We start from the raw sequence: 21,554 nt of genomic DNA on the forward strand, positions 1-21,554 counted from the left end.
GGCGTCAGCGACGCTAACACAAATTCGAGTGGTCGCTCGAATTTCACGGGCGAGGTGTCCGCGAGGTCGTAGAGTGGCCGATCATGACGACGACCGGCTCGACGACGAGCGACCCAGGAGGCGCGCCCGCGGGTGGTGCCGACGGTTCTCGTCCCACGCGTCGCGGCCCGTACGCGAAGTCGGCCGAACGCCGGCTCGCGATCGTCGAGGCGGCCTTCGAGGTGTTCTCGACCAAGGGCTACGTCGGCGGGTCGCTCCGTGACGTGGCGGACGTCGTCGGCATGAGCCAGACGAGCCTGCTGCACTACTTCCCGTCGAAGAGCGCGCTGCTGCTCGCGGTGCTCGAACGTCGCGACACGGTCTCGGACCGTTCGGCCGAGCCTCCCGACCGGGGTGACCTGATCGGGACCGTCCTCGGGCAGGCGCGACACAACGAGACGGTGCCCGGACTCATCGCGCTCTACGCGGTGCTGGCAGGCGAGGCGGTCACGACCGGCAACCCCGGCAGCGACTACGTGCGCGAGCGCTTCGAGCGTCTGCGTGCCGAGTACGGCGACGCCCTGCGAGCGCTGGAGGCGCGGGGTCGGTTGCGCCCCGGGGTCGACCCCGACCGGGCGGCGTCCGGGCTCGTGGCCCTGTGGGACGGCATCCAGCTGCAGTGGCTGCTCGACCCGGACCGCATCGACGTGGTGCAGCAGTTGCGGGACCACCTCGACCTGGTGGTCCTGCCCGACGACGCGGTCGACGGGGCATGAGCCGACTACTCGCCGCCCCGGGTGGCGGGACCGTCCGGGTCCCCGTGCCCGTCCGCTGGTACGAGCCGTGGCCGGTGTCGACGGGTTCGCCCGGGCCGACGCTGCTCTGGCTGCACGGCGGTGGGTTCTTCCGTGGGGGGCTCGACCAGCCGGAGGCGCACGACGTGGCGCGGTCGCTCGCCGCACGCGGGGTGAGGGTCGCCACGGTGGACTACCGCCTCGCGCCTCCTCCGGGTCTCGGTCTCGTGGCCGGGCGGCTGATGCCGTCGCGCAGCCGGTACCCGGGGGCACTCGACGACGTGGTGACGGCCTACGGCGAGGTGGCCGACCGGTCGCCCGAGGGCGTCATCGTCGGAGGCGCGAGCGCGGGGGCGTGCCTCGCCGCGGCGGCCACCCTCCGCACGATCGACGAGGGTCGCCCTCCGGTGGGCGCCGTCTTCGCCTACGGCTTCTTCCACCCCGCGCACCCCCGGATGGCGGAGGCACGCCACCGGTCGGGCGGCCACCGGGGACTCAGCCACGCGAGGTGGGCGCTCGACGTGATGAACCGCAACTACGCCGGCTCGCGGACCGCGCTGGCCGACCGGCTCGCCTTCCCCGGAGGTCACGACCTCACGGGGTTCCCCCGGACGCTCGTGGTGAATGCCGAGCGCGACAACATGCGCGCCTCGGGCGACGTGTTCGCCGGGGAGCTCGCCGACGCGGGGGTCGACGTGCGGCACCACGTCCTGCCGGGCACCCGCCATGCCTTCCTGAACCGGCCCCGGCTGGCCGAGTACGCCCACACCGTCTCGCTCGTCGCGGAGTGGACCCGCGGCGGCTGACCTGCCCTGCCCTGCCCTGTCCTGTCCTGTCCTGTCCTGTCCTGTCCTGTCCTGTCCGGTCCTGCCCTGCCCTGCCCAGTCGACGGGTGCCCAGCGGGACCGGATTGACTGGTCGCCGTGAACACGCTCATCGTCACCGCCCATCCCGATCACGCCTCACTGACCTCCGGTGTCGCCCGACGGCTCGTGCAGGCCCTGCCGCCGGGCACGGTCGAGCTGGCCGACCTCGCGGCGGAAGGGTTCGACCCACGTTTCGGCACGGCGGACCGCGCGGCCTACCGTGGCCACCGGACCGTTCCCGCCGACGTCGTGCGCGAACAGGAGCGGATCGACCGGGCGGACCACCTCGTCCTGGCGTTCCCCGTCTACTGGTGGTCGATGCCCGCCCTGATGAAGGGCTGGATCGACAGGGTCTTCGTCAACGGGTGGGCGTTCGAGATCGACCCCGAGGGCGGTACGCGCCGCCGGCTCGGCAGGTTGACCGTGCACCTCCTCGCCGTGGCCGGCGACTCGGCCGGGACGTACGAACGGCACGGCTACGAGACGGCGATGCGGACGCAGATCGAGCACGGGATCGTGGACTACGTCGGCGCCCGGCGAGGCGCGACGATCGTCGTGCACGAGTCCGAGCGAGACGACGCCGACGCCCGGGACGCGCTCGTCGAGGACGCCGTCGACACGGTGGCTCGCGCCGTCCTCGGGAACGCGCCCCGCGCCTCCTCGGGGTCGACGGCCTGATCACGGGAAGATGAGGCCATGGACCTCTCCGTGTCGGACGCCGACCTGACCGACCTCCTCGACCGTGTCGGATCGACCCGATGGGCGACCGGCTGGCCCGTGGACGCCTGGCAGGCGGGGACCGACGAAGCCGTCCTGCGCCGCCTTGCGCGGCACTGGGTCACCGGCTTCGACTGGCGAGCCCGGGAGAGCCGCATGGCGTCGCTGCCGTGGGGCTCGGTGGACCTCGACGGCACCGCGCTGTCGTACCTCCGGTTCGAGGGCGAGGACTCGAAGCGACTGCCCGTGGTGCTCACGAACGGCTGGCCGAGCACGGCACTCGAACTGGTCGAGCTCGCCCGGCGGTTGTCACGGCCGTCCGAGCACGGAGGCGACCCCGACGACGCGATGACGGTCATCGTCCCCGCGCTGCCGGGGTTCCCGTTCTCGCCGCCCCGACCCACGCTCGGCGACCAGACGCACGAGCTGTGGCACCGTCTCATGACCGACGAGCTCAGGTTCTCCCGCTACGTCGCCCACGGCGGCGATCTCGGGGCGGGCATCACCTCCCGACTCGCTCAGAGCCACCCCGAGGAGGTGGCCGGCATCCACCTGCTCGCCGTGGGCGGTCCCCCGGAGTACGACCCTGCCGGTCTCGCATCCGACGAACGCGCACACCTCGACGAGGTCGCCTCGTGGTCGGCGACCGAGGGCGCCTACGAACACCAGCAACGGACGCGCCCGCTCACCCTGGCACCCGCCCTGTCGGACTCACCGGTCGGCCTGCTCTCGTGGCTGTTGGAGAAGCACCGCGCCTGGAGCGACTGCGCCGGTGACGTCTCGACGCGCTTCAGCGACGACTACCTCCTCGAGCTCGCCTCGCTGTACTGGTTCACCGGCGCGGCGTCCACGGCCCTGCGCCCATACTGGGAGCACGCTGCCGGGCACACGACCCCGGTGATCCGGGTGAGCGTCCCGACGGCGGTCGCGGTGTTCCCCCGCGACCTGGTGCATCCCCCGCGCCGCTGGGCGGAACGGACCCACGACGTCGTCCGCTTCACCGAGATGCCGCGGGGTGGACACTTCGCACCGCACGAAGAACCCGAGCTGCTCGCGGCCGACATCGCGAGCTTCTCCCGCGATCTCACCTGAGTCGCCGCCCGCTGGCGACGCCGGGGCGGCCTGCCGGGTGCGGTCCCGAGGCCGAGTGCCCGAGCGGGTGCGAGGGCGGATGCCAGGCCGGTCGTCGTCAGCGGAAGTCGCCGACCTGACGGTCGACGGGCACGGTGCGGTCGACGACGACGTCACCGGTGTGGGCCGTCGTGGTGGTCTCGATCAGCACGATCTCGACCTCCTCGTCGGCCACGGGGTTGTGCGGCACCCCCCGCGGCACGACGTGGAACTGCCCGGGGGTGAGCACCACCTCGTGGTCGTCGGGGAGCTGGATGCGCAAGGTGCCCGAGACGACGAGGAACATCTCGTCCTCGGCGTCGTGCGCATGCCAGACGAGCTCGCCGAGCAGCTTCGCGACCTTCACGTACTGGTCGTTCACCTGCCCGACGACCCGAGGCGTCCAGTGCTCGGTCACCTGTCGGAGTTCGGCCGCGACGTCGATTCCCTGGAGTGCAGTCATGGGGCAATCCTCCCCGTACCGGGCCCCTCGCGGACGCCGGGGAGGGATGACAGCATGGAGCATGACCTCGAATCCCCCGCCCCCGACGGGCCGCACCACGTGGCGCGTCCTCCTCGCCGTCGCCGTGACGATCGCCGCGGCCTCGGTCGTCCTGATCGTCCTCGATCCGGGGAAGTCGGGGTCGTACTTCACGCTGATCGGCATGCTCTGCCTGATCTGGCTGAGCGTCACCAACCTTCGACGACTGAGGTAGGCCGGGTCAGAACACGGCCACCGTCATGCCGGCGGAGGTCGCCGGTCGGTCCATGGCGACCACGGCGTCGGGCAGGTCGTCGAAGGCGATGATCCGACCGATGGACTCCTGCGGACGCAGTCGGCCCGCGACGACGTCGTCGAGCATCGCGGCGTACTCGCCCACCGAGATGCCGTGACTGCCCAACAGTTCGAGTTCGTCGGCGATCACCCGCCCCATCGGGATCACCGGGGCGGCCTCGTCGTCGAGCAGCAGGCCCACCTGGACGTGTCGACCCCGCGGACGGAGGGACGCGACGGACGCCGCGGACGTCACCCGGCTGCCGAACGCGTCGAGGGCGACGTCGGCGCCTCCCGCGGTGAGGGCTCGGACCCGGTCGACGGCGAGGTCGTCCATGGGGACGGTCTCGGCACCCAGGTCGGCGGCCCGTTCGAGGGCGGCGGGCGAGATGTCCGACGCGACGACGTGAGCACCGGCGGCCACCGCCACGGCGACCGCCGAGAGACCCACTCCGCCGCAGCCGAAGACGGCGACCCACTCACCCGCCCGGACGCGGGCCCGGGCGTGCAGGGCGTGGTAAGCCGTGCCGAAGCGGCAGCCGAGCGCCGCCGCCTCGACGAAGCCGACCTCGTCCGGCAGGGCGATGACGTTCACGTCGGCGTGCGGGACGACCAGCGACTCGGCGTACGAGCCGGGAAGGGTGAAGCCGGGCTGCTGCTGACGCGAGCAGACCTGGGTGGCACCGGCACGGCACTCGTCGCACGTGCCGCAGGCGAAGACGAACGGGGCGGTCACGCGGGTGCCGACGGCGACCCGGGCGACGTCGGCACCCACCGCCGTCACCACGCCCGCGAACTCGTGGCCCGGCACGTGGGGAAGGCGCACCGAGTCGTCGTGACCCTTCCAGGCGTGCCAGTCGCTCCGGCACACCCCCGTGGCCGCGACGCGGACCACGACGCCGTGGGCGGGCGGCACGGGTGCCGGGAGGTCGACGATGGTCGGGATCGACCCGAACTGGTCGTACTGGACGGCGCGCATCCCCCGATCCTGACACGAGCGGGCGGACCGGACGCTCCCCGCCGCGGACGGCGACGGCCCACACCGGGTAGGAACGGTGCATGAGCCTCGCATCCACCCTCCTCCGCCTGACCGTCGGCGGCTTCTTCGTCGGCCACGGACTCCAGAAGCTGACCGGCGCCTTCGACGGTCCCGGACTCGCCGGCACCGAGCAGATGATGGCCGGCACGGGGATGCACCCCGCCGCCCGCAACGCCCGTCTGGTCGCGGTCACCGAGACCGCCGGCGGTGCCGCACTCGCCCTCGGCGCGGCGACCCCGCTCGCCGCCGCCGGCATCGTCGGCACGATGGTCACCGCCGTCCGCAAGGTGCACCTCTCCAAGGGCCCGTGGGTGACCGAGGGCGGCTACGAGTACAACGCCGTCCTGATCGCCGCCGCCGCCGCCCTGGCCTCGGGCCCGGGCGGGCCGTCGGTCGACCAGCTCTTCGGCAAGAAGTCGTGGGGTGCCGGCGGAACGGTCTTCGCCCTCGTCGCCGGCGTCGTCGCCTCGTTCGTGGCGGTCGAGCTGGGCAAGCGGGCCGCTCCCCCGGCCGAGCCGGGCTCGGACTCCTCGGCGGGCTGACCCGCCTCCCTCGTCTCGTCCCCAGGGCGCGACCCCCGACGTCGGGTGGTCGCGCCCTCCGTCCGTCCGGCGGGTGACGGTGGCCTCTGCGAGCATGGGGTCATGACACCGACGAGCACCGCGACCGACATCGACGCCGAGGCACTCGACCTGCTGCGGGCGCTCACCGGGCGCGACGACGCCGTCTTCCACGACGGGCAGCTCGAGGCCATCCGGGCGCTCGTCGCCGATCGTCGTCGAGCCCTCGTCGTCCAGCGCACCGGCTGGGGCAAGTCGGCGGTGTACTTCATCGCCACCCTGCTGCTGCGTCGACGCGGCACCGGCCCGACGCTGCTCGTCTCCCCCCTGCTCGCCCTGATGCGCGACCAGGTCGCCGCCGCCGCCCGGGCCGGGGTCCGGGCCGTCGCGGTCAACTCGGCGAACGCCCACGAGTGGTCCGACGTCCAGCAGCAGCTCGTCGACGACGAGATCGACGTGCTGCTCGTCTCCCCCGAACGACTCAACAACCCGCGGTTCCGCGACGAGCAGCTGCCCGTCCTCATCGCCCGGCTCGGCATGCTCGTCGTCGACGAGGCGCACTGCATCTCCGACTGGGGCCACGACTTCCGGCCCGACTACCGTCGCCTCGCCGACCTCATCCGCACCCTGCCCACGGGCGTGCCCGTCCTGGCCACGACGGCCACGGCCAACGCCCGCGTCGTGGCCGACGTCGCCGAGCAACTCGCCGTGGGGCCGGGCGACGAGGTGCTGACGATCCGGGGGTCGCTGGCGCGCGCCTCCCTGCGTCTCGGGGTGCTGCAGCTGCCGACCTCGCGCGACCGACTCGGCTGGCTGCTCAGCCACCTCGCCGACCTGCCCGGCAGCGGCATCATCTACACGCTCACGATCTCGGCCGCCGACGACACCGCCCGCCTGCTGCGCGAGGCCGGGCACGACGTGCGGTCGTACTCGGGCCGCACCGACCCCGAAGAACGCGAACAACTCGAACAGCGCCTCAAGGGCAACGACCTCAAGGCACTGGTCGCCACGAGCGCCCTCGGCATGGGCTTCGACAAACCCGACCTCGGCTTCGTGATCCACCTCGGCGCGCCGTCGTCGCCCGTCGCGTACTACCAGCAGATCGGCCGAGCGGGTCGCGCCACCGACAACGCCGACGTGCTGCTGCTGCCCGGCACAGAGGACGCCGAGATCTGGCAGTACTTCGCCACGGCCTCGATGCCCTCCGAGGCGCGGGCGGCGGCCGTGCTGGCCGAGCTGGGCGAGACACCGCTGTCGACGCCCGCCCTCGAGGCGCGGGTCGACGTCAAGCGCACCCCGCTCGAACTGATGCTCAAGGTGCTCGACGTCGACGGTGCCGTCCGCCGGGTCCAGGGCGGCTGGGTGAGCACGGGCGAGCCCTGGGTCTACGACGCCGAACGCTACGACCGCATCGCCGCGGCCCGGGTCGCCGAGCAAGAGTCGATGCTCGCGTTCGAGCGCGGCGAGACCTGCCGCATGCAGATGTTGCAGGTCGACCTCGACGATCCGGCCGCCGAGCCCTGCGGGCGGTGCGACGTCTGCGCGGGCACCTGGTACCCGACCGACATCGCCGGCGAGGCGGCGACCTCGGCCGCGAGCACCCTCGACCGGGTCGGCGTCGAGATCGACCCCCGGGCCCAGTGGCCCACGGGCGCCGACCGGGCCGGGGTCGCCGTCAAGGGCAAGATCCCCGAGGGCGAACGGGTCGAGCCGGGGCGGGCGCTCGCCCGACTGACCGACCTCGGGTGGGGCAACACCCTCCGCGAGGTCTTCGCGGCGAACGCCCCCGACGCTCCCCTGTCGAAGCACCTGCTCGACGGGGTCGTGCGCGTCCTGAAGGAGTGGCCGTGGGCCGAACGGCCGGTGGGGGTCGTGGCGATGCCGTCGACGTCACGGCCGCAACTCGTCGGGTCGCTCGCCGAGGCGATCAGCACCGTCGGGCGGTTGCCGCTGCTCGGCACGCTCGGCAGCGCCCGCCCCTCGGCCGGCCGCGGCCAGGGCGGCAACAGCGTCTACCGTCTGGCCGACGTCTGGCAGTCCTTCGAGGTCGGCCCCGAGTTGGCCGCGGCCCTCGCCGACGTGTCCGGGCCGGTGCTGCTCGTCGACGACCTGGTCGACAGCCGCTGGACGCTCACGGTGGCCGGACGCGACCTGCGCCGCGCAGGGGCCCCCGCCGTGCTGCCCTTCGCCCTCGCGGTGGTCGGCTGAGTCGTCCGCGGCAGGCCACCGCGTCGTCCCCGGCGGGCCGCCGCGTCGTCCGACGCGAGACCGCCGGGGCCCGCTCAGCGCTCGAACCGCACGCCGTCCCGGGTCAGGGTGCTGTGCCGCATCAACCAGACGTCGCGAGGGTAGTTCTGGTGCATCCGCCAGGGTGACCGCGATCCCTGCCGGGGCATCAGGTGCACCCCGCGCGACACGTACCCGCTCGTCAGGTCGATCAGCGGGCTCGTCGGTCCCGGCCGCTCCGGCGCGATCGGCACGGCCGACCGGTACCCGTGACGGTCGGCGTGACGCAGCAGCCGGGCGACGTAGTGCACGACGAGGTCGATCTTCAGCGTCCACGACGCGTTCGTGTACCCGATGGCGAACGCCAGGTTCGGCACCCCCGAGAGCATGAACCCCTTGTAGGTCAGCCGGGTCGCCGGGTCGACCTCCACCCCGTCGACCGACAACCGCATGCCGCCGAACAGCAGCAGGTTGAGCCCCGTCGCCGTGACGACGACGTCCGCGGGCAGCTCGTGCGCCCGCTGGCCGTCGCGACCCGCGACCCGGACGCCACCGGCCGTGAACGAGTCGATGTCGTCGGTCACGATCGACGCCGACCCCGAGCGCAACGCCCGGAACAGCGCGCCGTCCGGGGTGATGCAGAGGCGCTGGTCCCACGGGTCGTAGCTCGGCTGGAAGTGCCGGTCGACGTCGAAGTCGTCCGGCAGGCGCCGGGCCACCTGCGCCCGGAGGAACGCCTTCATCTTCTCGGGAGAGCGCCGGCTCGTCTGGAAGCTGAGCAGCGCCATGCCGATGCTGCGCCACCGGATCAGCCGGTCGTCGACGGCCTGCGGCAGCAGCCGACGCCAGGCGCGGGGCTCCTTCCGTCGCGAGGGAAGGGACAGCACGTAGGTCGGCGAACGTTGCAGCATGGTGACCTGCTCGGCGCTCTCGGCGAGGGCGGGCACCAGGGTCACCGCCGTCGCCCCCGATCCGATCACGACGACGCGCTTGCCGCTCACGTCGAGGTCCTCCGGCCAGTGCTGGGGGTGCACGACGCGTCCGGCGAACGAGTCCTGCCCCGGGAATGCGGGCGACCAGCCCTCGTCGTAGCGGTAGTACCCCGAGCAGACGAACAAGAACGAGCACGTGATCGTGACGCGCCGGGACGTCGGGACGGCACCCGTGCCTCCTGCGCTCGACTCCTCGCCGGCGGCGGACGACGCGTCCGCTGCCGACGTGCTCGCGACCTCGATCGTGACGGTCCACCGGGCCTCGGCGGAAACCCAGTCGGCCGCGACCACGCGGTGCCCGAACCGGATCAGCCCGGCGACGCCCGTCTCGTCGGCCGTGTCACGGACGTACTCCCTGATCGCCTCGCCCGGAGCGATCGCCCGCGCGTCGCGCCAGGGTCGGAACCCGTAGCCGAGGGTGAACATGTCGCTGTCCGATCGGACCCCCGGGTAGCGGAAGAGGTCCCAGGTGCCGCCGATCGCCGCGCGGGCCTCGACGACGGCCAGGCTGCGACGGGGGAAGTCCCGGCGGAGCTGGGCCGCCACGCCGACCCCGGACAGGCCGGCGCCGACGACGAGCAGGTCGACGTGCTCGACGCCTCCCACGACGGGTCGGTCGTCCCCACCTGCGGGGCGGTCGTCACCACCGGCGGGGCGGCCGTCACCACCGGCGGGGCGGTCGTCGCCCTCGTCCGGGACCGAGGAGGCGCGGGTCGCGTCGCTCACGGGACCAGCACGATCCGGATCGGGTCGCCTTCCTTGCGTTCGAGCATCTGCACCGCCCGTTCGGCCTCGGCCAGGGGCACGGTCGCGCTGACCGACTTCGCGAAGTCGAGCCTCCCCCGGGCCGCCAGCGCGACGAGCGTGGTGACGTCGGCGGGCTCGGAGCCGTAGTGGCCGAGGACCTGCTGCTGCAGGAAGCTGAACTTCGTGCCGTCGGTGATCGTGATCGGCTGGTCCGACAGGCCGACGAGCGTCAACCGTCCCCGGTATCCGAGGCAGGCGATGGCCTGCTCGCGCACGGCGGGCACCCCCGCGAAGTCGAAGGCCCGGGCGAGTCCGCGGCCACCGGTCGCCCGGCCGAGTGCCGCGGCGAAGTCCGGGTCGGCGGGATCGAGCGCGAGGTCCGCACCGAACTCGAGCGCCCGGGCCCGGGCACCGGGTAGGGGGTCGACCGCGACGATCGGCGCGGCGCCGAGCAGGGAGAGCAGCTGGACGGCGTGGGCGCCGAGGCCGCCGACGCCCCAGACGCCGACCGCCGTGCCGGGCCGGGTGTCGGCGGTCGTGGTGAGCGCAGCCCAGGGAGTCGACACGGCGTCGGGGATGAAGCAGGCCTGCTCGAACGGCAGGGAGTCCGGGATCGGCACGACCGTGTCGGCGCGGGCCACGGCGAACTCGGCCCACCCGCCGTCGTAGTCGACGCCGCGGGTGAAGACCTGGCCGTCGCGCTCCTCGCCGGCCTGCAGCAGGACGCGGTCGCCGGCGGCGACGTGCGTGACGCCGTCGCCCACCTGGTCGACCGTGCCGGCCACCTCGTGGCCGAGGGTGACGGTGTCGCCCGGCAGGTGCAGCGGCGTGAGCGACCCCTGGATCAGGTGCACGTCGCTCAGGCAGACGCCGGCCGCGGCCACGGCGATGCGCACCTGCCCCGGGCCGGCGTCGGGGGTGGGCACCTCGGTGACCGAGAAGTGGCGGGTGCTGACGTCGAGGCGTCCGGCGAGCATGGTGGCTCCGTCCTGCGGGGCCCGGTCGGTCGGCTCTGACCGCGGGGCGTGACCGCACATCGGGTGCGACGGTACGCCTCCGACACGGATGTTGCACGCTGCACCCGCCGCGGGTCGGCGGGCCGACGGCGAGACCCCGGGACGTCGCCGAGACCCCCGCGCACGCACGGGGGTCCCGGCGACGATCCGGGGTCCGAGGCGGGCCCTACCCGCGACGGGGCTCGTCGTCCGCGGCGGCGTCGGCGAGGTGCTCGTCGGCCCGCCGACCGTCGGTGCCGACCATGGCGTGCAACGAGCCGGTCGAGATGCGGTCGGGCGAGGTGCCCTCGAGCGAGCCCAGCCCACCCGCGCGACCGTCGAGCAGGCGCGCGGCGGCCGGGCCGGCCGAAGCGGAGTCCGAACCCGAGCCCGAGTCCGACCCCGAGGAGGCGCCGTGACCGTCCGCGTTCATGGTCGCCTCGTCGAAGGGCGCGCGACCCGACAGCACGGTCTCGACGCGGTCCTTGTCGATCTGCTTCGTCCAGGTGCCGACGAGGATCGTCGCGACGGCGTTGCCCGTGAAGTTGGTCAGGGCGCGCGCCTCGGACATGAACCGGTCGATGCCGACGATGACGCCGACGCCGTCGACCAGGTCGGGCCGGTGTGCCTGCAGGCCTCCCGCGAGGGTGGCGATGCCGGCGCCCGTGACGCCGGCGGCACCCTTCGAGGCGATCATCATGAACAGCAGCAGCGAGACCTGCTCACCGACGTTGAGCGGCGTGCCCATGGCGTTGGCGATGAAGAGCGACGCCATGGTCAGGTAGATCGCGGTGCCGTCGAGGTTGAACGAGTAGCCGGTCGGCACCGTGATGCCGACGACGGGCTTCGAGACGCCGAGGTGCTCCATCTTGGCGATGAGGCGCGGCAGCGCGACCTCGCTCGACGAGGTCGAGACGATCAGCAGGTACTCGCGTCCGAGGTACTTCATCACCCGGAAGATGTTGACGCCCGTGACGAGCTTGAGGATCGTGCCGAGCACGACGGCGACGAAGAGGATGCACGTGATGTAGAAGGCGACCATCAGGGTGCCGAGCGCCACGATGGCGGCGACGCCGGTCTCGCCGACCACCGCGGCGATCGCACCGAACGCGCCGATCGGGGCGACCCACATGATCATCGCGAGGATGCGGAACACCAGCACCTGCAGGTTGCGGACGCCCTCGAGGATGGTCGCGCCCCGATCGCCCATGCGCTGCAGGGCGAAGCCGACGAGCAGGGCCACGAACAGCGTCTGCAGGATGGAGCCGCTGGTCAGCGACGACACCAGCGTCTCGGGGATGATGCCGAGCAGGAAGCCCGCCGTGCCACCGGCCTCCTCGGCGGCGGGCGCCTCGTATCCGGTCGAGCCGATCATCAGGCCCTCGCCCGGGTGGATCAGGTTGCCGACCACGAGGCCGATGGCCAGGGCGAAGGTCGACATCGCGATGAAGTAGCCGAGCGCGAGCCCGCCCACCTTGCCGACGGTCGCGGCCTTGGCGATGGAGCCGACGCCGAGCACGATCGTGCAGAAGATCACCGGCGCGATCATCATCGAGATGAGCGACACGAAGGCCGTGCCGATCGGTTTCAGCTGCACGGCGACCTCGGGTGCCGTGAGGCCGACGACGATGCCGGCCGCGACGGCCACGATCACCGCGATGTAGAGCCAGTGCGAGCGGTCGATCCGGCGCCGGGGGCGGACGCCGCCCGTCGTCGTTCCGCCGGGTGTGGGGGTCTGCGGGCCCTTGTGCGTCTTTGCCATGGGGGTCTTCCTCGAGCTCGTGACCGGCGGCGTCGTCGTCGACGGTCGTGCGGGGTTCGTCGCCGCGACTCTCGTCGGTCGCCGGGTGGACGTCGACGTTGTGGTCATACTGGTCGCGCCGGTGGTGCGTCATGATGGACGCCGGCCGCAGCGCAGCGAGGAGCCCGCCCGAGATGACCGTCGACCCCACCCGGTGGAGCATCGCCACCCGGCTGTTCGCCCTGCTCGTGGTCTTCGTCGTCGCCGTGACCCTGCTGGCGACGGCCTGGACGATCCGGTCGGCCCGCGACGACGCCGATCGCTCGGCGGCACGGGCATGCCTGGCGCTCGCCACCTCGATCGCCGACAACCCCTACGTCGTCGACGCGCTGGGGACGTCCGATCCGAGCGCCCGTCTGCAGCCCTACGCCGTGGCCCTGATGAGCGACACGTCGACCGACTTCGTCACGATCATGCGGCCCGACCGCACGCGCCTGACGCACCCCGACCCCGACGAGATCGGCCGCCCGTTCGTCGGCACGATCGCCCCGGCCCTCCGCGGGGAGTCGTTCACCGAGACCTACGCCGGCACCCTCGGCCCGTCGGTGCGCGCGGTCGTGCCGATCGAGGGCGACGGCGAGGTCGTCGCCCTCGTGTCGGCCGGGGTCACGGTCGACACCATCACGCAGTCGGTCGGTGAGCGGCTGCCGCTCGTGTTCGCGGCCGCCGGGGCGACCGTGGTGCTCGGCGGCGTCGTCTCGTGGCTGCTCAGCCGGTACCTGCGGCGCGTGACCTGGGGCCGCGGCCCGGAGGAACTCGCCCGGATGTTCGCGTACTACGAGGGCGTGCTGCACTCCGTGCGCGAGGGTCTCGTGCTCGTCGACGACCGCGGCCGACTGACGCTCTACAACGACCAGGCGGCCGAGCTGCTCGACCTGCCGCCCGGGGGCATCGCCGCTCCCGTCCCGCTGACCGACCTGCAGCTGCCCGACTCGCTGCGCGAGCTGCTCGCCTCCGGACGCCGCGCCTCCGACGAGGTGCACGTGACCGACGACCGCGTGCTGGTCGTGAACCAGGAGGTCACCGAACCCACCGAGGGCCCGACCCACCCGACGCCCTCGACCGGACGAGGAGGCGCGACACCGTCAGGAGGCGCGACACCGTCAGGAGGCGCGACACCGTCAGGAGGCGCGACACCGTCAGGAGGCGCGGCACCGGTCACCGGCACCGCCCGCCCACGCTCCCGCCGCACGCTCGGGACCGTGACGACCCTGCGCGACCACACCGAGCTCACCCACCTCACCGGCGAGGTCGAGACCATGCGCACCCTCTCGGACGCGCTGCGCTCGCAGACCCACGAGTTCTCGAACCGGTTGCACACGATCGTGTCGCTGATCGAGCTCGGGCGTGGCGACGAGGCCCTCCGGTTCGCGGCCGACGAGCTCGACCTCGGCCAGCGGCTCGCCGACCGGGTCGTGGCCGCGATCGACGAGCCGACGCTCGCCGCCCTGCTGCTCGGCAAGGCGGCACAGGCCCGCGAACGGTCGATCGACCTGCGCGTCGACGTCGAGCCCGACCTGGGGACGATCGACGTCGAGCCCGGGGACCTCGTCACGATCCTGGGCAACCTCGTCGACAACGCCTTCGACGCGGTCGCCCCGACCCTCGACGCCCCGACCCCCTCCCCCGATCCCACCGGCCGCCCGGCCCGCCCGCCCCGGGTCGAGGTGACCGTCGCCCGGGTCGAGGGCGGCGTCCAGCTCGACGTCGAGGACGACGGCCCGGGGCTCGGCGACGTCGAGCTCGCCTTCCGGCGGGGGTTCAGCACCAAGCCGACGTCGGCGGGCGGACGCGGCATCGGCCTCGCGCTCGTCCGTCAGGCCGTGGGTCGGGTCGGAGGTCGGCTCGACGTCGCCACGGGACCCGACGGGACCACCTTCTCGGTGCTGCTGCCCGACCGGCGGCCGGACGACGTCGACACCACCGCCCGACGTCGGGGTGGGGTGCGGTCGTGACCGGCGCCTCCTCGTCCGTCGACCGGGTCCGCGTGCTCGTCGTCGAGGACGAGCCCCTGACCGCGGAGGCGCACGTCGCGTACCTCGACCGGCTGGACGGCTTCGAGGTGGTCGGCCGGGCGCGGGACGGACGCGAGACCCTCGACGCGGTCCGCGCTCTCGGCGGTCCCCACGGGCGCGGTCTCGACCTCGTGCTGCTCGACATGAACCTGCCCGACACGCACGGTCTGCAGCTCTGCCGGGCCCTGCGGGCGGCGGGCTCGAGCGTGGACGTCATCGCGATCACGGCCGTACGGGACGCCTCCGTCGTGCGGACCGCGGTGTCGCTCGGCATCGTCCAGTACCTGATCAAGCCGTTCACCTTCGCGACGTTCGCCGACCGGCTCGGGGCCTACCGGGCGTTCCGCGAGTCGCTGGCGACCGGGCAGGGACAGGTGACCCAGTCGGACGTCGACTCGGGGTTCGCCACCCTGCGCCGGGCACCGGCACCGACGCTGGCCAAGGGCCTCGCGCCGGCCACGCTCGAGCAGGTCGTGGCGGTGCTGCGTCGCGGCGGGTCACCGTCCGCGGGCGAGGTGGCGGACGCCGCCGGGGTGTCGAGGGTGACCGCCCGCCGGTACCTCGAGCACCTCGCCGACACGGGGGCGGCGACCCGCGAGCCCCGGTACGGCAGCCCGGGCCGACCCGAGCACGGCTACCGCTGGAACTGAGCGGACGGCCTGTCCTGCGGGTCAGCGCCGGACGAGCCGTGCGATCTCGGGCAGCGCCGCGAGGGTGCCGGATGCCCCGTGCTGGTCGGGGTCGAGGGCGAGACGCCGTAACCCGGCACGCGTGTAGGTGCCGACGTCGGCCACGAAGTCGGCGGGCGCGCGCCAGACCAGCCGGTCGGCCGACGACGCGTCGAGGCCGCGGGCGAGGGCGGCGTCCCGAGCGCGCTCGGGCGAGGTGAAGGCGAGCAGGGTCGGGGTGCCCTCGTCCACGACGGCGAAGGGCCTCGAGGCCCCGGCCGTGCCGCGGTCCACGAACCACCAGGCCTCGAGTCGGAACGCCGAGCGCCACAGGGCGACCGGGTCGTCGACCACGACGGCCGTGGTCCGCACCGGCGTCGCGTCGACCACCGGGGGCGGCACGACGACCGGTGCCGCGCTGCCGGGAGCCACCCGAGGAGGCGCGGGCCGCGTCACCGGCATCGGTCCCGCCGGCGGGGCGGCCCGGTCGACGACCTTCTCGAGCCGGGCTCGACGGCGCTGTCCCAGACCGATCCTCACGAGCACGATGCCGCCGGCGACGAGGACGGCGACCACGGCGAGGGCGACCACGACGTCGACGGACGACTGCCGACCGGGCGCCACGAGCCCGACGAGCAGCACCGACGCGCCGAAGGGCGACCCGACGACGGCGATCGCGAGCAGCACGACTCCCCAGGTGAGTGCTGCGGTGCCCGACGGGCCGCGACGGCTCGACGGACGGCGGGGGTCGGAGGGGTCGGGGCTCGGCATCGGTCCAGCGTAGGGCGGCCGGCCGGGTGAGGCCCGGGTGCGGCGGCGGTGCCCGCTGCGACCCCGACGCGGCTCCTCAGCGGCAGCGACGGCGTCGCACGCCCGGGGTGATCGACGGAGCCGTCCGTCGGCACTACGCTCCGACCATGGCCGACACGCGTGGACCCCAGATCGTCCGAGGCGACCCCGAGGTGACCCGGGCGACGCTCGACCTGAAACTGCCGGTGGCGATGCTGCCCGGCCTCGTGCGTCGAGCACTGCAGGCGAGCCCCACGTTCTCGTTGGGCGGCGCCGACGAGACGGGGGCCACGCTTCTGCGTCGGTCGGCGTCGGCCAGCGGCACGGACACCGTGAGGCTCGACTTCGCCACGTCCGACAAGGGCAGCCGGGTCTCGGCCGAGGTCCACTCCCCCGGCGGCACGATCGGCACGTCGGTCAAGCGCCGCGACGACGACACGACCGCCCTGTTCGAGGCGATCGCGAAGGCCGCCGGGCCCTTCTGACCGGTGACGGGGCACGGGCCGACACCGCGCCTCCCTCGGGGACGCCGACGGGTCAGACGCCCACGATCCAGGTGTCCTTCGCGCCCCCGCCCTGCGACGAGTTCACGATCATGCTGCCCTCGGGCGCCACGCGGGTCAGCGCCAGGTCGGCGAGCACGCTCTCGCCCGCCCCGGTGCCGGTGAGGTACACGAAGCAGCGGAGGTCGACGTGCCGGGGCTGCAGCCCGGTCGGGGTCAGGGTCGGGTGCGACGACAACGTCACCACCTCCTGCGCGACCCAGCCGGACGGGTCCCGGGCGATCTCGGCCCGACGCTCGGCCACGACCGCCGCGCTGGCCGAGGGGCCGATCAGGACGCCGCGACCCCCCTCGCCGTCCACCGGCTTCGTGACGAGCTCGCCCACCCGGTCGAGGACCGCGAGCCGCTCGGCCGGGTCGCCCGTCCGGTAGGTCGGCACCGACTCGAGCAGCGGACGCTCGCCCAGGTAGTACCAGATGAGGTCGGGTACCGCGCAGTACATCGCCTTGTCGTCGACCAGCCCGTTGCCGGGGGCGTTCGCGAGCACGACGTCGCCCGCCGACGCCACGTCCATCAGGTGCTCGCCGAGCAACGGGTCGTGCGGCGCGTGCACGTCGACCAGCTCGCGGTCGAGCCGCAGGTAGAGCGCGTCGACGACGGTGCCGGTCCTGCGGTCGACGACCCGCGCCTCCCGGACCTCGACGTCGTCGGCCTGCAGGAGCAGCAGCCCCGCGCCCTCGGCGAGGGTGCGGTGCTCGTACCAGGCCGGGCTCGCGGGGCCCTCGCTGAGGACCGCGCCGACCGGCTCGCCTCCGCCCCGAGGAGGCGCGGCGTGCGCCAGCAGCGTCGCCCTCAGCACCGAGAACACGCTCGTCGGGTCGAGCAGCCCCGCCGGCCGCGGAGCGTCCGGCACCACCTCGTCGAGCAGCCGTCGCACGGCGATCGAGAACGCGGCCCCGCTCGGTGCCCGGACGTTGTCCTCGAGCACGCGCCAGCCACCGAGCTCGTCGCGCACGAGGTCGAAACCCTGCACCGCCGCGCGCACGGCGTCCGCGGGCAGCCGGGTGGCCTCGGTCCGCCACCCCGCCGCGCCGACGACCTGCTCGTGGGTCAGCACGCCGTCCGCGACGACCCGGCGCTCACCGTAGGCGTCGCGGAGGAACGCCTCGATCGCCCGGGCGCGCTGGGTCAGGCCGGCCTCGAGGCGGCTCCACTCGTGCCGCGTGACGATGCGGGGCACGAGGTCGCAGTGGAACGCCCGGTGGTCGCCGCCGACGCCGAACCCGAGACCGGCCCGCTCGCACCAGGCGTCCCGCGCGACGGCGCGGGCGCGGGCCTCGGTCGCGCCGAGCTGCTGGAAGAAGCCGGCGACGTCCCGGTAGGCCGGGCGGGGGTGGAGTCCCGGGCCGATCGCCTCGTCGCCGGCACGGAACCGGTACCCCACGAGGGTCGGCGCCGGGTCGTCGAGCCCGGCGGCGGGGCCGTGCGTCTCGCGGACGACCAGGTCGACCACGTCGTCGAGCCGTCCCCTCTCGGCGAAGGCGGCGCGCTGCCGGTCGGCCGAGTTGCCCCGGGCGAGCGTGGCCTCGGCGAGGTCGGACACGGTCTGCCAGTCGCCGAACTCCTCGAGTTGTGGCCGCAGCCGGGTCACGAGCTGCCGGACGGCCTCGGCCGCGGGCAACCGCGAGGGGTGCTGCTCGAGGTCGAGCAACTCGCCGGCGAGCCCGCTGCGCGCCGCCTGCCACATCGCGGCCCGGTGCAGCGGCGCCGCCCGGTGCCGGGCGGGGCGGCCGGCCTCGACGTCCGTCTCGGCCCGGCGCACCGCGGCGCGGTAGAGGCCAGCGATCAGCACCGCGTCGTCGACCAGCGGGCAGGCGTCGCAGGTGCGCAGCTCGAGGGTGGGCGCGTGGCTCGAGGGCCGGACGTCGAAGTAGGCCATGCCGCTGTCGGCGATCACGCCCGACCCGATGAGGTCGGCGAGCAGCTGGTCGTACTCGGCGGCGTCGGCCATCGGACCGGTCGCCCCGGCGCTCGGCCACCGTTGCCAGATGAGCGAGCGGATGCTCGCGTAACCGGTGTCCTGGCCGTTGAGGTAGGGCGAGCTGGCGCTCAGGGCGAGCAGGGCGGGCAGCACCGGGGCGATCCGCCCGGCGACGTCCACGGCGAGGTCGCGGTCGGCGACGCCCACGTGGATCTGCAGGCCGCAGATCAGCTGCTCGTCCACGAGCAGGCGGTACTGCTCGTGCATGCGCCCGTAGCGCCCGGTCGTGGTCAGTTCGAAGTCGGCGACCTCGCTGCGCGGGGCCGTGCCGACGGCGCCGATGGCGAGCCCCTCGGCGGTCGTCACCTCGACGAGGTCCCGACGGAGGGTCAGGATCTCGCGCCGCAGGTCGTCGAGGGTGGTCACGACCGGGACGTTCGTCTCGATCGTGGTGCGCTGCAGTTCGGCCCCGTAGCGGTCGGCCGGCAACCGGGCGAGGAGGTGCGGCGCCCTGGCCGACAGGCGCCCCGTCTCGAGGTCGATCAGGTGCAGTTCTTCTTCCGCCCCCAGCGTCAGCTCTGCGCTCATGCCTGCACAGTACGGGCGTGGGCCGGTTCTGCCCGCCTCTTCATGAGGATTTCACATGAACGGGTCACGAGGAGGCGCGGCCCCGTCGGCCGCGGAGTCAGACCCGAGCGGTCTGGCGCACCCCCGCGGCGGGCAGCAGCACGCCGTCGATGAGCCCGACGAGATAGTCGCGGTCGACGGGCTTCCGGAGGACGAGCACCCGGTACGACACCATCGACGGGGTGACGAGGGCGAGTGCCTCGATGTCGGTGTCGGCCGCGATCTCGCCTCGCTCGAGGGCGCGACGCAGCAGCAGGCGGTTGGCCTCGGCACGGGGCTGGACGATCGCGGCGTCGACGGCCTCGGCCAGCTCGGGCGTGGTCGAGAGCATCGTCACGACGCCCGCCATGACCCGCATCTTCTTCTCGGCGTCGTCGATGCTGTGCGGCTTGATCATCGCCAGGAGGTCTCCGCGCAGCGTGCCGGTGTCGGGCAGGCCGTCGAGGTCGACGGCCCCCTGCTTGAGGCAGGCCACCGCGTCGACGACGAGCTCGCCCTTCGAGGCCCAGCGGCGGTAGAGCGTGGCCTTGCCGGCCTTGGCGCGCGCGGCCACCATCTCGATGGTCATGCCCTCGAAACCGGTCTCGGCGAGCACGTCGATGGTGCACCGGAGGATCTCGGGGTCGCGGCTGTGGTCGCGCTTGCGACCCGGTCGCGAGGGGGTCGCGGGGTCGGTCTCGGCGGGCGTCGTCGCCACGCCTTCCCTGTCGGTCATGGGGGCGACTCTACCTCGGATGTTTACGAAACTGCCTGTATCCGAAACTGGCGAGACTCGTATATGCTCGCGCTCATGTCTCAGGCCTCCACCTCCCCTGACGGCGCGACCCGCGCCTCCTCGTCCTCTGCCACCCCGCCGCCGTCCCGGCGCTGGTGGACCCTCACCACCGTCGCCCTCGCCCAACTGATGGTCGTCCTCGACTCGACCGTCGTGAACATCGCGCTGCCCGCCGCCCAGACCGACCTCGGCTTCTCGGACGGCGACCGGCAGTGGATCATCACCGCCTACTCGCTCGCCTTCGGCAGCCTGCTGCTCGTCGGCGGCCGCGTCAGCGACCTGATCGGCCGCAAGCGCACGTTCATCATCGGCCTGATCGGCTTCGCCCTCGCCTCGGCCCTCGGCGGTGCGGCCGGCACCTTCGGGCTGCTCGTCTTCGCCCGCGCCCTGCAGGGCGCGTTCGGCGCCCTGCTCGCCCCGACCGCCCTCGCCGTCTTGACCACGACCTTCACGATCACGAAGGAGCGCGCCCGCGCGTTCGGCGTCTTCGGGGCGATCGCCGGTGCCGGCGGGGCCATCGGCCTGCTGCTCGGCGGGTTCCTGACCCAGTACGCCTCGTGGCGCTGGAACCTCTACATCAACGTCGTCATCGCCGCCGTCGCGATCGTCGGGGCCGCGATCTTCGTGTCGCACGTCACCCGCACCGGACCGCGACCCAAGCTCGACGTGCCCGGCACGCTGCTCGTCTCCGGCGCGCTCTTCTCGCTCGTCTACGGCTTCTCGAACGCCGAGACGCAGGGCTGGGACTCGCCGCTGACCTGGGGCTTCCTGGCGGCGGCCGTCGTGCTGCTCACCTCGTTCGTCGCGTGGCAGCGCCGGGCCGAGCACCCCCTGCTGCCCCTGTCGATCGTGCTCGACCGCAACCGGGGTGCCGCCTACGCGTCGGTGACCATCGCGGGTGCGGGCATGTTCGGCATCTTCCTGTTCGTGACGTACTACCTGCAGACCTCGCTCGGGTACACGCCGACCAAGACCGGCCTGGCCTTCCTGCCCATGATCGCGATGCTCGTCCTCGCGGCCCAGCTGTCGACGAACATCTTCGTGCCGCGCTTCGGGCCCAAGATCATGGTGCCGTTCGGCATGACCCTCGGCGTGGTCGGCATGCTGCTGCTCACCCGGCTCGACCTCGAGAGCATGTACGCCGCCAACGTGCTGCCGGCCCTGATGGTGCTGGGCTTCGGCATGGGCTCGATCATGCCCGCGTCGATCCAGACCGCCACGCTCGGCGTCGACCGCGGACACGCGGGCGTCGCCTCGGCCATGGTCAACACGAGCCAGCAGGTCGGCGGGTCGATCGGCACGGCACTGCTCAACACCCTGGCGGCGACCGCGGCCGCGAACTACGTGGCCGACCACCTGCCCGCGACAGGGGCCGTCGCGGCCGAGGCCGCCGTGACCGGCTACGCCACGGCGTACTGGTGGGGAGCAGGGTTCTTCGCGGTCGGCGCGGTCATCGCGGCCCTGCTGTTCCGACGCCGCGTCCCGCAGTCGGACGACGTGGACGCGTCGGCCTCGCCCGCCGTGGACGCACCGGTCCCGGTGCACTGACGCGACCCCCTCGCCCGGACGACCCGCGCCTCCTCAGCCCTCGGGGG

Annotated in this window: 19 protein-coding genes; 11 read left to right on the plus strand and 8 right to left on the minus strand. The window is 73.4% G+C overall.

The window, feature by feature from the left end:
- Positions 1-83: 83 nt before the first annotated feature.
- The 4 genes from IFT79_RS09665 to IFT79_RS09680 all read left to right on the plus strand — a co-directional run bounded on the left by IFT79_RS09665 (position 84) and on the right by IFT79_RS09680 (position 3,448).
- Positions 84-755 carry a TetR/AcrR family transcriptional regulator gene (locus IFT79_RS09665; RefSeq protein WP_192123807.1) on the plus strand — a complete coding sequence of 224 codons (672 nt, stop codon included), beginning with the start codon at positions 84-86 and terminating at the stop codon, positions 753-755.
- Positions 752-1,579 carry an alpha/beta hydrolase gene (locus tag IFT79_RS09670; RefSeq protein ID WP_192123809.1) on the plus strand — a complete coding sequence of 276 codons (828 nt, stop codon included), beginning with the start codon at positions 752-754 and terminating at the stop codon, positions 1,577-1,579. The genes IFT79_RS09665 and IFT79_RS09670 overlap by 4 nt, the downstream gene beginning before the upstream one ends.
- Before the next feature lie 117 nt (positions 1,580-1,696).
- Positions 1,697-2,317 (plus strand): NAD(P)H-dependent oxidoreductase, encoded by a 621-nt coding sequence (locus tag IFT79_RS09675; RefSeq protein WP_056044774.1) that lies wholly within the window; start codon positions 1,697-1,699, stop codon positions 2,315-2,317.
- A gap of 18 nt (positions 2,318-2,335) precedes the next feature.
- The gene (locus tag IFT79_RS09680; protein ID WP_056044776.1) at positions 2,336-3,448 is read left to right on the plus strand and encodes an epoxide hydrolase family protein; all 1,113 of its coding nucleotides are present in this window, start codon (positions 2,336-2,338) and stop codon (positions 3,446-3,448) included.
- Positions 3,449-3,545: 97 nt separating this feature from the next.
- Here IFT79_RS09680 and IFT79_RS09685 read toward each other — a convergent pair whose 3' ends face one another.
- Positions 3,546-3,929 (minus strand): cupin domain-containing protein, encoded by a 384-nt coding sequence (locus IFT79_RS09685; protein WP_192123811.1) that lies wholly within the window; start codon positions 3,927-3,929, stop codon positions 3,546-3,548.
- A 61-nt stretch (positions 3,930-3,990) separates the two neighbouring features.
- On the opposite strand from IFT79_RS09685, the gene IFT79_RS09690 reads away from it, so the two are divergent.
- On the plus strand, positions 3,991-4,182 hold the full coding sequence (locus IFT79_RS09690) for a hypothetical protein (RefSeq protein WP_192123813.1): 192 nt from the start codon (positions 3,991-3,993) through the stop codon (positions 4,180-4,182).
- A gap of 6 nt (positions 4,183-4,188) precedes the next feature.
- Here the strand turns inward: IFT79_RS09690 and IFT79_RS09695 are convergent, their stop codons facing one another.
- Complete coding sequence (locus IFT79_RS09695; RefSeq protein WP_192123815.1) at positions 4,189-5,220, minus strand: alcohol dehydrogenase catalytic domain-containing protein; 1,032 nt, start codon at positions 5,218-5,220, stop codon at positions 4,189-4,191.
- Positions 5,221-5,300: 80 nt separating this feature from the next.
- Between IFT79_RS09695 and IFT79_RS09700 the strand changes: the two genes are divergently transcribed.
- Complete coding sequence (locus tag IFT79_RS09700; RefSeq protein ID WP_192123817.1) at positions 5,301-5,822, plus strand: DoxX family protein; 522 nt, start codon at positions 5,301-5,303, stop codon at positions 5,820-5,822.
- 102 nt (positions 5,823-5,924) lie between these two features.
- Positions 5,925-8,048: a RecQ family ATP-dependent DNA helicase gene (locus IFT79_RS09705; RefSeq protein ID WP_192123819.1), complete on the plus strand. Its 2,124-nt coding sequence runs from the start codon at positions 5,925-5,927 to the stop codon at positions 8,046-8,048.
- 74 nt (positions 8,049-8,122) lie between these two features.
- Here the strand turns inward: IFT79_RS09705 and IFT79_RS09710 are convergent, their stop codons facing one another.
- The 3 genes from IFT79_RS09710 to IFT79_RS09720 form a co-directional block, all read right to left on the minus strand.
- Positions 8,123-9,784 carry a flavin-containing monooxygenase gene (locus tag IFT79_RS09710; RefSeq protein WP_342211809.1) on the minus strand — a complete coding sequence of 554 codons (1,662 nt, stop codon included), beginning with the start codon at positions 9,782-9,784 and terminating at the stop codon, positions 8,123-8,125.
- Positions 9,781-10,782, minus strand: a complete 1,002-nt coding sequence (locus tag IFT79_RS09715) for an alcohol dehydrogenase catalytic domain-containing protein (protein ID WP_192123821.1) — start codon at positions 10,780-10,782, stop codon at positions 9,781-9,783. The genes IFT79_RS09710 and IFT79_RS09715 overlap by 4 nt, the downstream gene beginning before the upstream one ends.
- 205 nt (positions 10,783-10,987) lie before the next feature.
- Positions 10,988-12,562 carry a cation:dicarboxylate symporter family transporter gene (locus tag IFT79_RS09720; protein ID WP_192123823.1) on the minus strand — a complete coding sequence of 525 codons (1,575 nt, stop codon included), beginning with the start codon at positions 12,560-12,562 and terminating at the stop codon, positions 10,988-10,990.
- 173 nt (positions 12,563-12,735) lie between these two features.
- Here IFT79_RS09720 and IFT79_RS09725 point away from each other — a divergent pair, with 173 nt between their 5' ends.
- Complete coding sequence (locus IFT79_RS09725; RefSeq protein WP_192123825.1) at positions 12,736-14,556, plus strand: sensor histidine kinase; 1,821 nt, start codon at positions 12,736-12,738, stop codon at positions 14,554-14,556.
- Positions 14,553-15,266 (plus strand): response regulator, encoded by a 714-nt coding sequence (locus tag IFT79_RS09730; protein WP_056044794.1) that lies wholly within the window; start codon positions 14,553-14,555, stop codon positions 15,264-15,266. The genes IFT79_RS09725 and IFT79_RS09730 overlap by 4 nt, the downstream gene beginning before the upstream one ends.
- A gap of 21 nt (positions 15,267-15,287) precedes the next feature.
- Here IFT79_RS09730 and IFT79_RS09735 read toward each other — a convergent pair whose 3' ends face one another.
- Complete coding sequence (locus IFT79_RS09735) at positions 15,288-16,055, minus strand: hypothetical protein (protein ID WP_192123827.1); 768 nt, start codon at positions 16,053-16,055, stop codon at positions 15,288-15,290.
- Between the two features lie 146 nt (positions 16,056-16,201).
- Here IFT79_RS09735 and IFT79_RS09740 point away from each other — a divergent pair, with 146 nt between their 5' ends.
- Positions 16,202-16,558 carry a hypothetical protein gene (locus IFT79_RS09740; RefSeq protein ID WP_192123829.1) on the plus strand — a complete coding sequence of 119 codons (357 nt, stop codon included), beginning with the start codon at positions 16,202-16,204 and terminating at the stop codon, positions 16,556-16,558.
- Between the two features lie 52 nt (positions 16,559-16,610).
- Here IFT79_RS09740 and IFT79_RS09745 read toward each other — a convergent pair whose 3' ends face one another.
- Positions 16,611-19,145 (minus strand): carboxylate--amine ligase/circularly permuted type 2 ATP-grasp protein, encoded by a 2,535-nt coding sequence (locus tag IFT79_RS09745; protein ID WP_192123831.1) that lies wholly within the window; start codon positions 19,143-19,145, stop codon positions 16,611-16,613.
- Between the two features lie 97 nt (positions 19,146-19,242).
- On the minus strand, positions 19,243-19,899 hold the full coding sequence (locus tag IFT79_RS09750) for a TetR/AcrR family transcriptional regulator (RefSeq protein ID WP_056044801.1): 657 nt from the start codon (positions 19,897-19,899) through the stop codon (positions 19,243-19,245).
- Between the two features lie 75 nt (positions 19,900-19,974).
- On the opposite strand from IFT79_RS09750, the gene IFT79_RS09755 reads away from it, so the two are divergent.
- Positions 19,975-21,507, plus strand: a complete 1,533-nt coding sequence (locus IFT79_RS09755) for an MFS transporter (protein ID WP_192123833.1) — start codon at positions 19,975-19,977, stop codon at positions 21,505-21,507.
- Positions 21,508-21,554 lie beyond the last annotated feature (47 nt).

The sequence above is a fragment of the Frigoribacterium sp. CFBP 8759 genome (genome assembly GCF_014841655.1).
Lineage (GTDB): Bacteria > Actinomycetota > Actinomycetes > Actinomycetales > Microbacteriaceae > Frigoribacterium.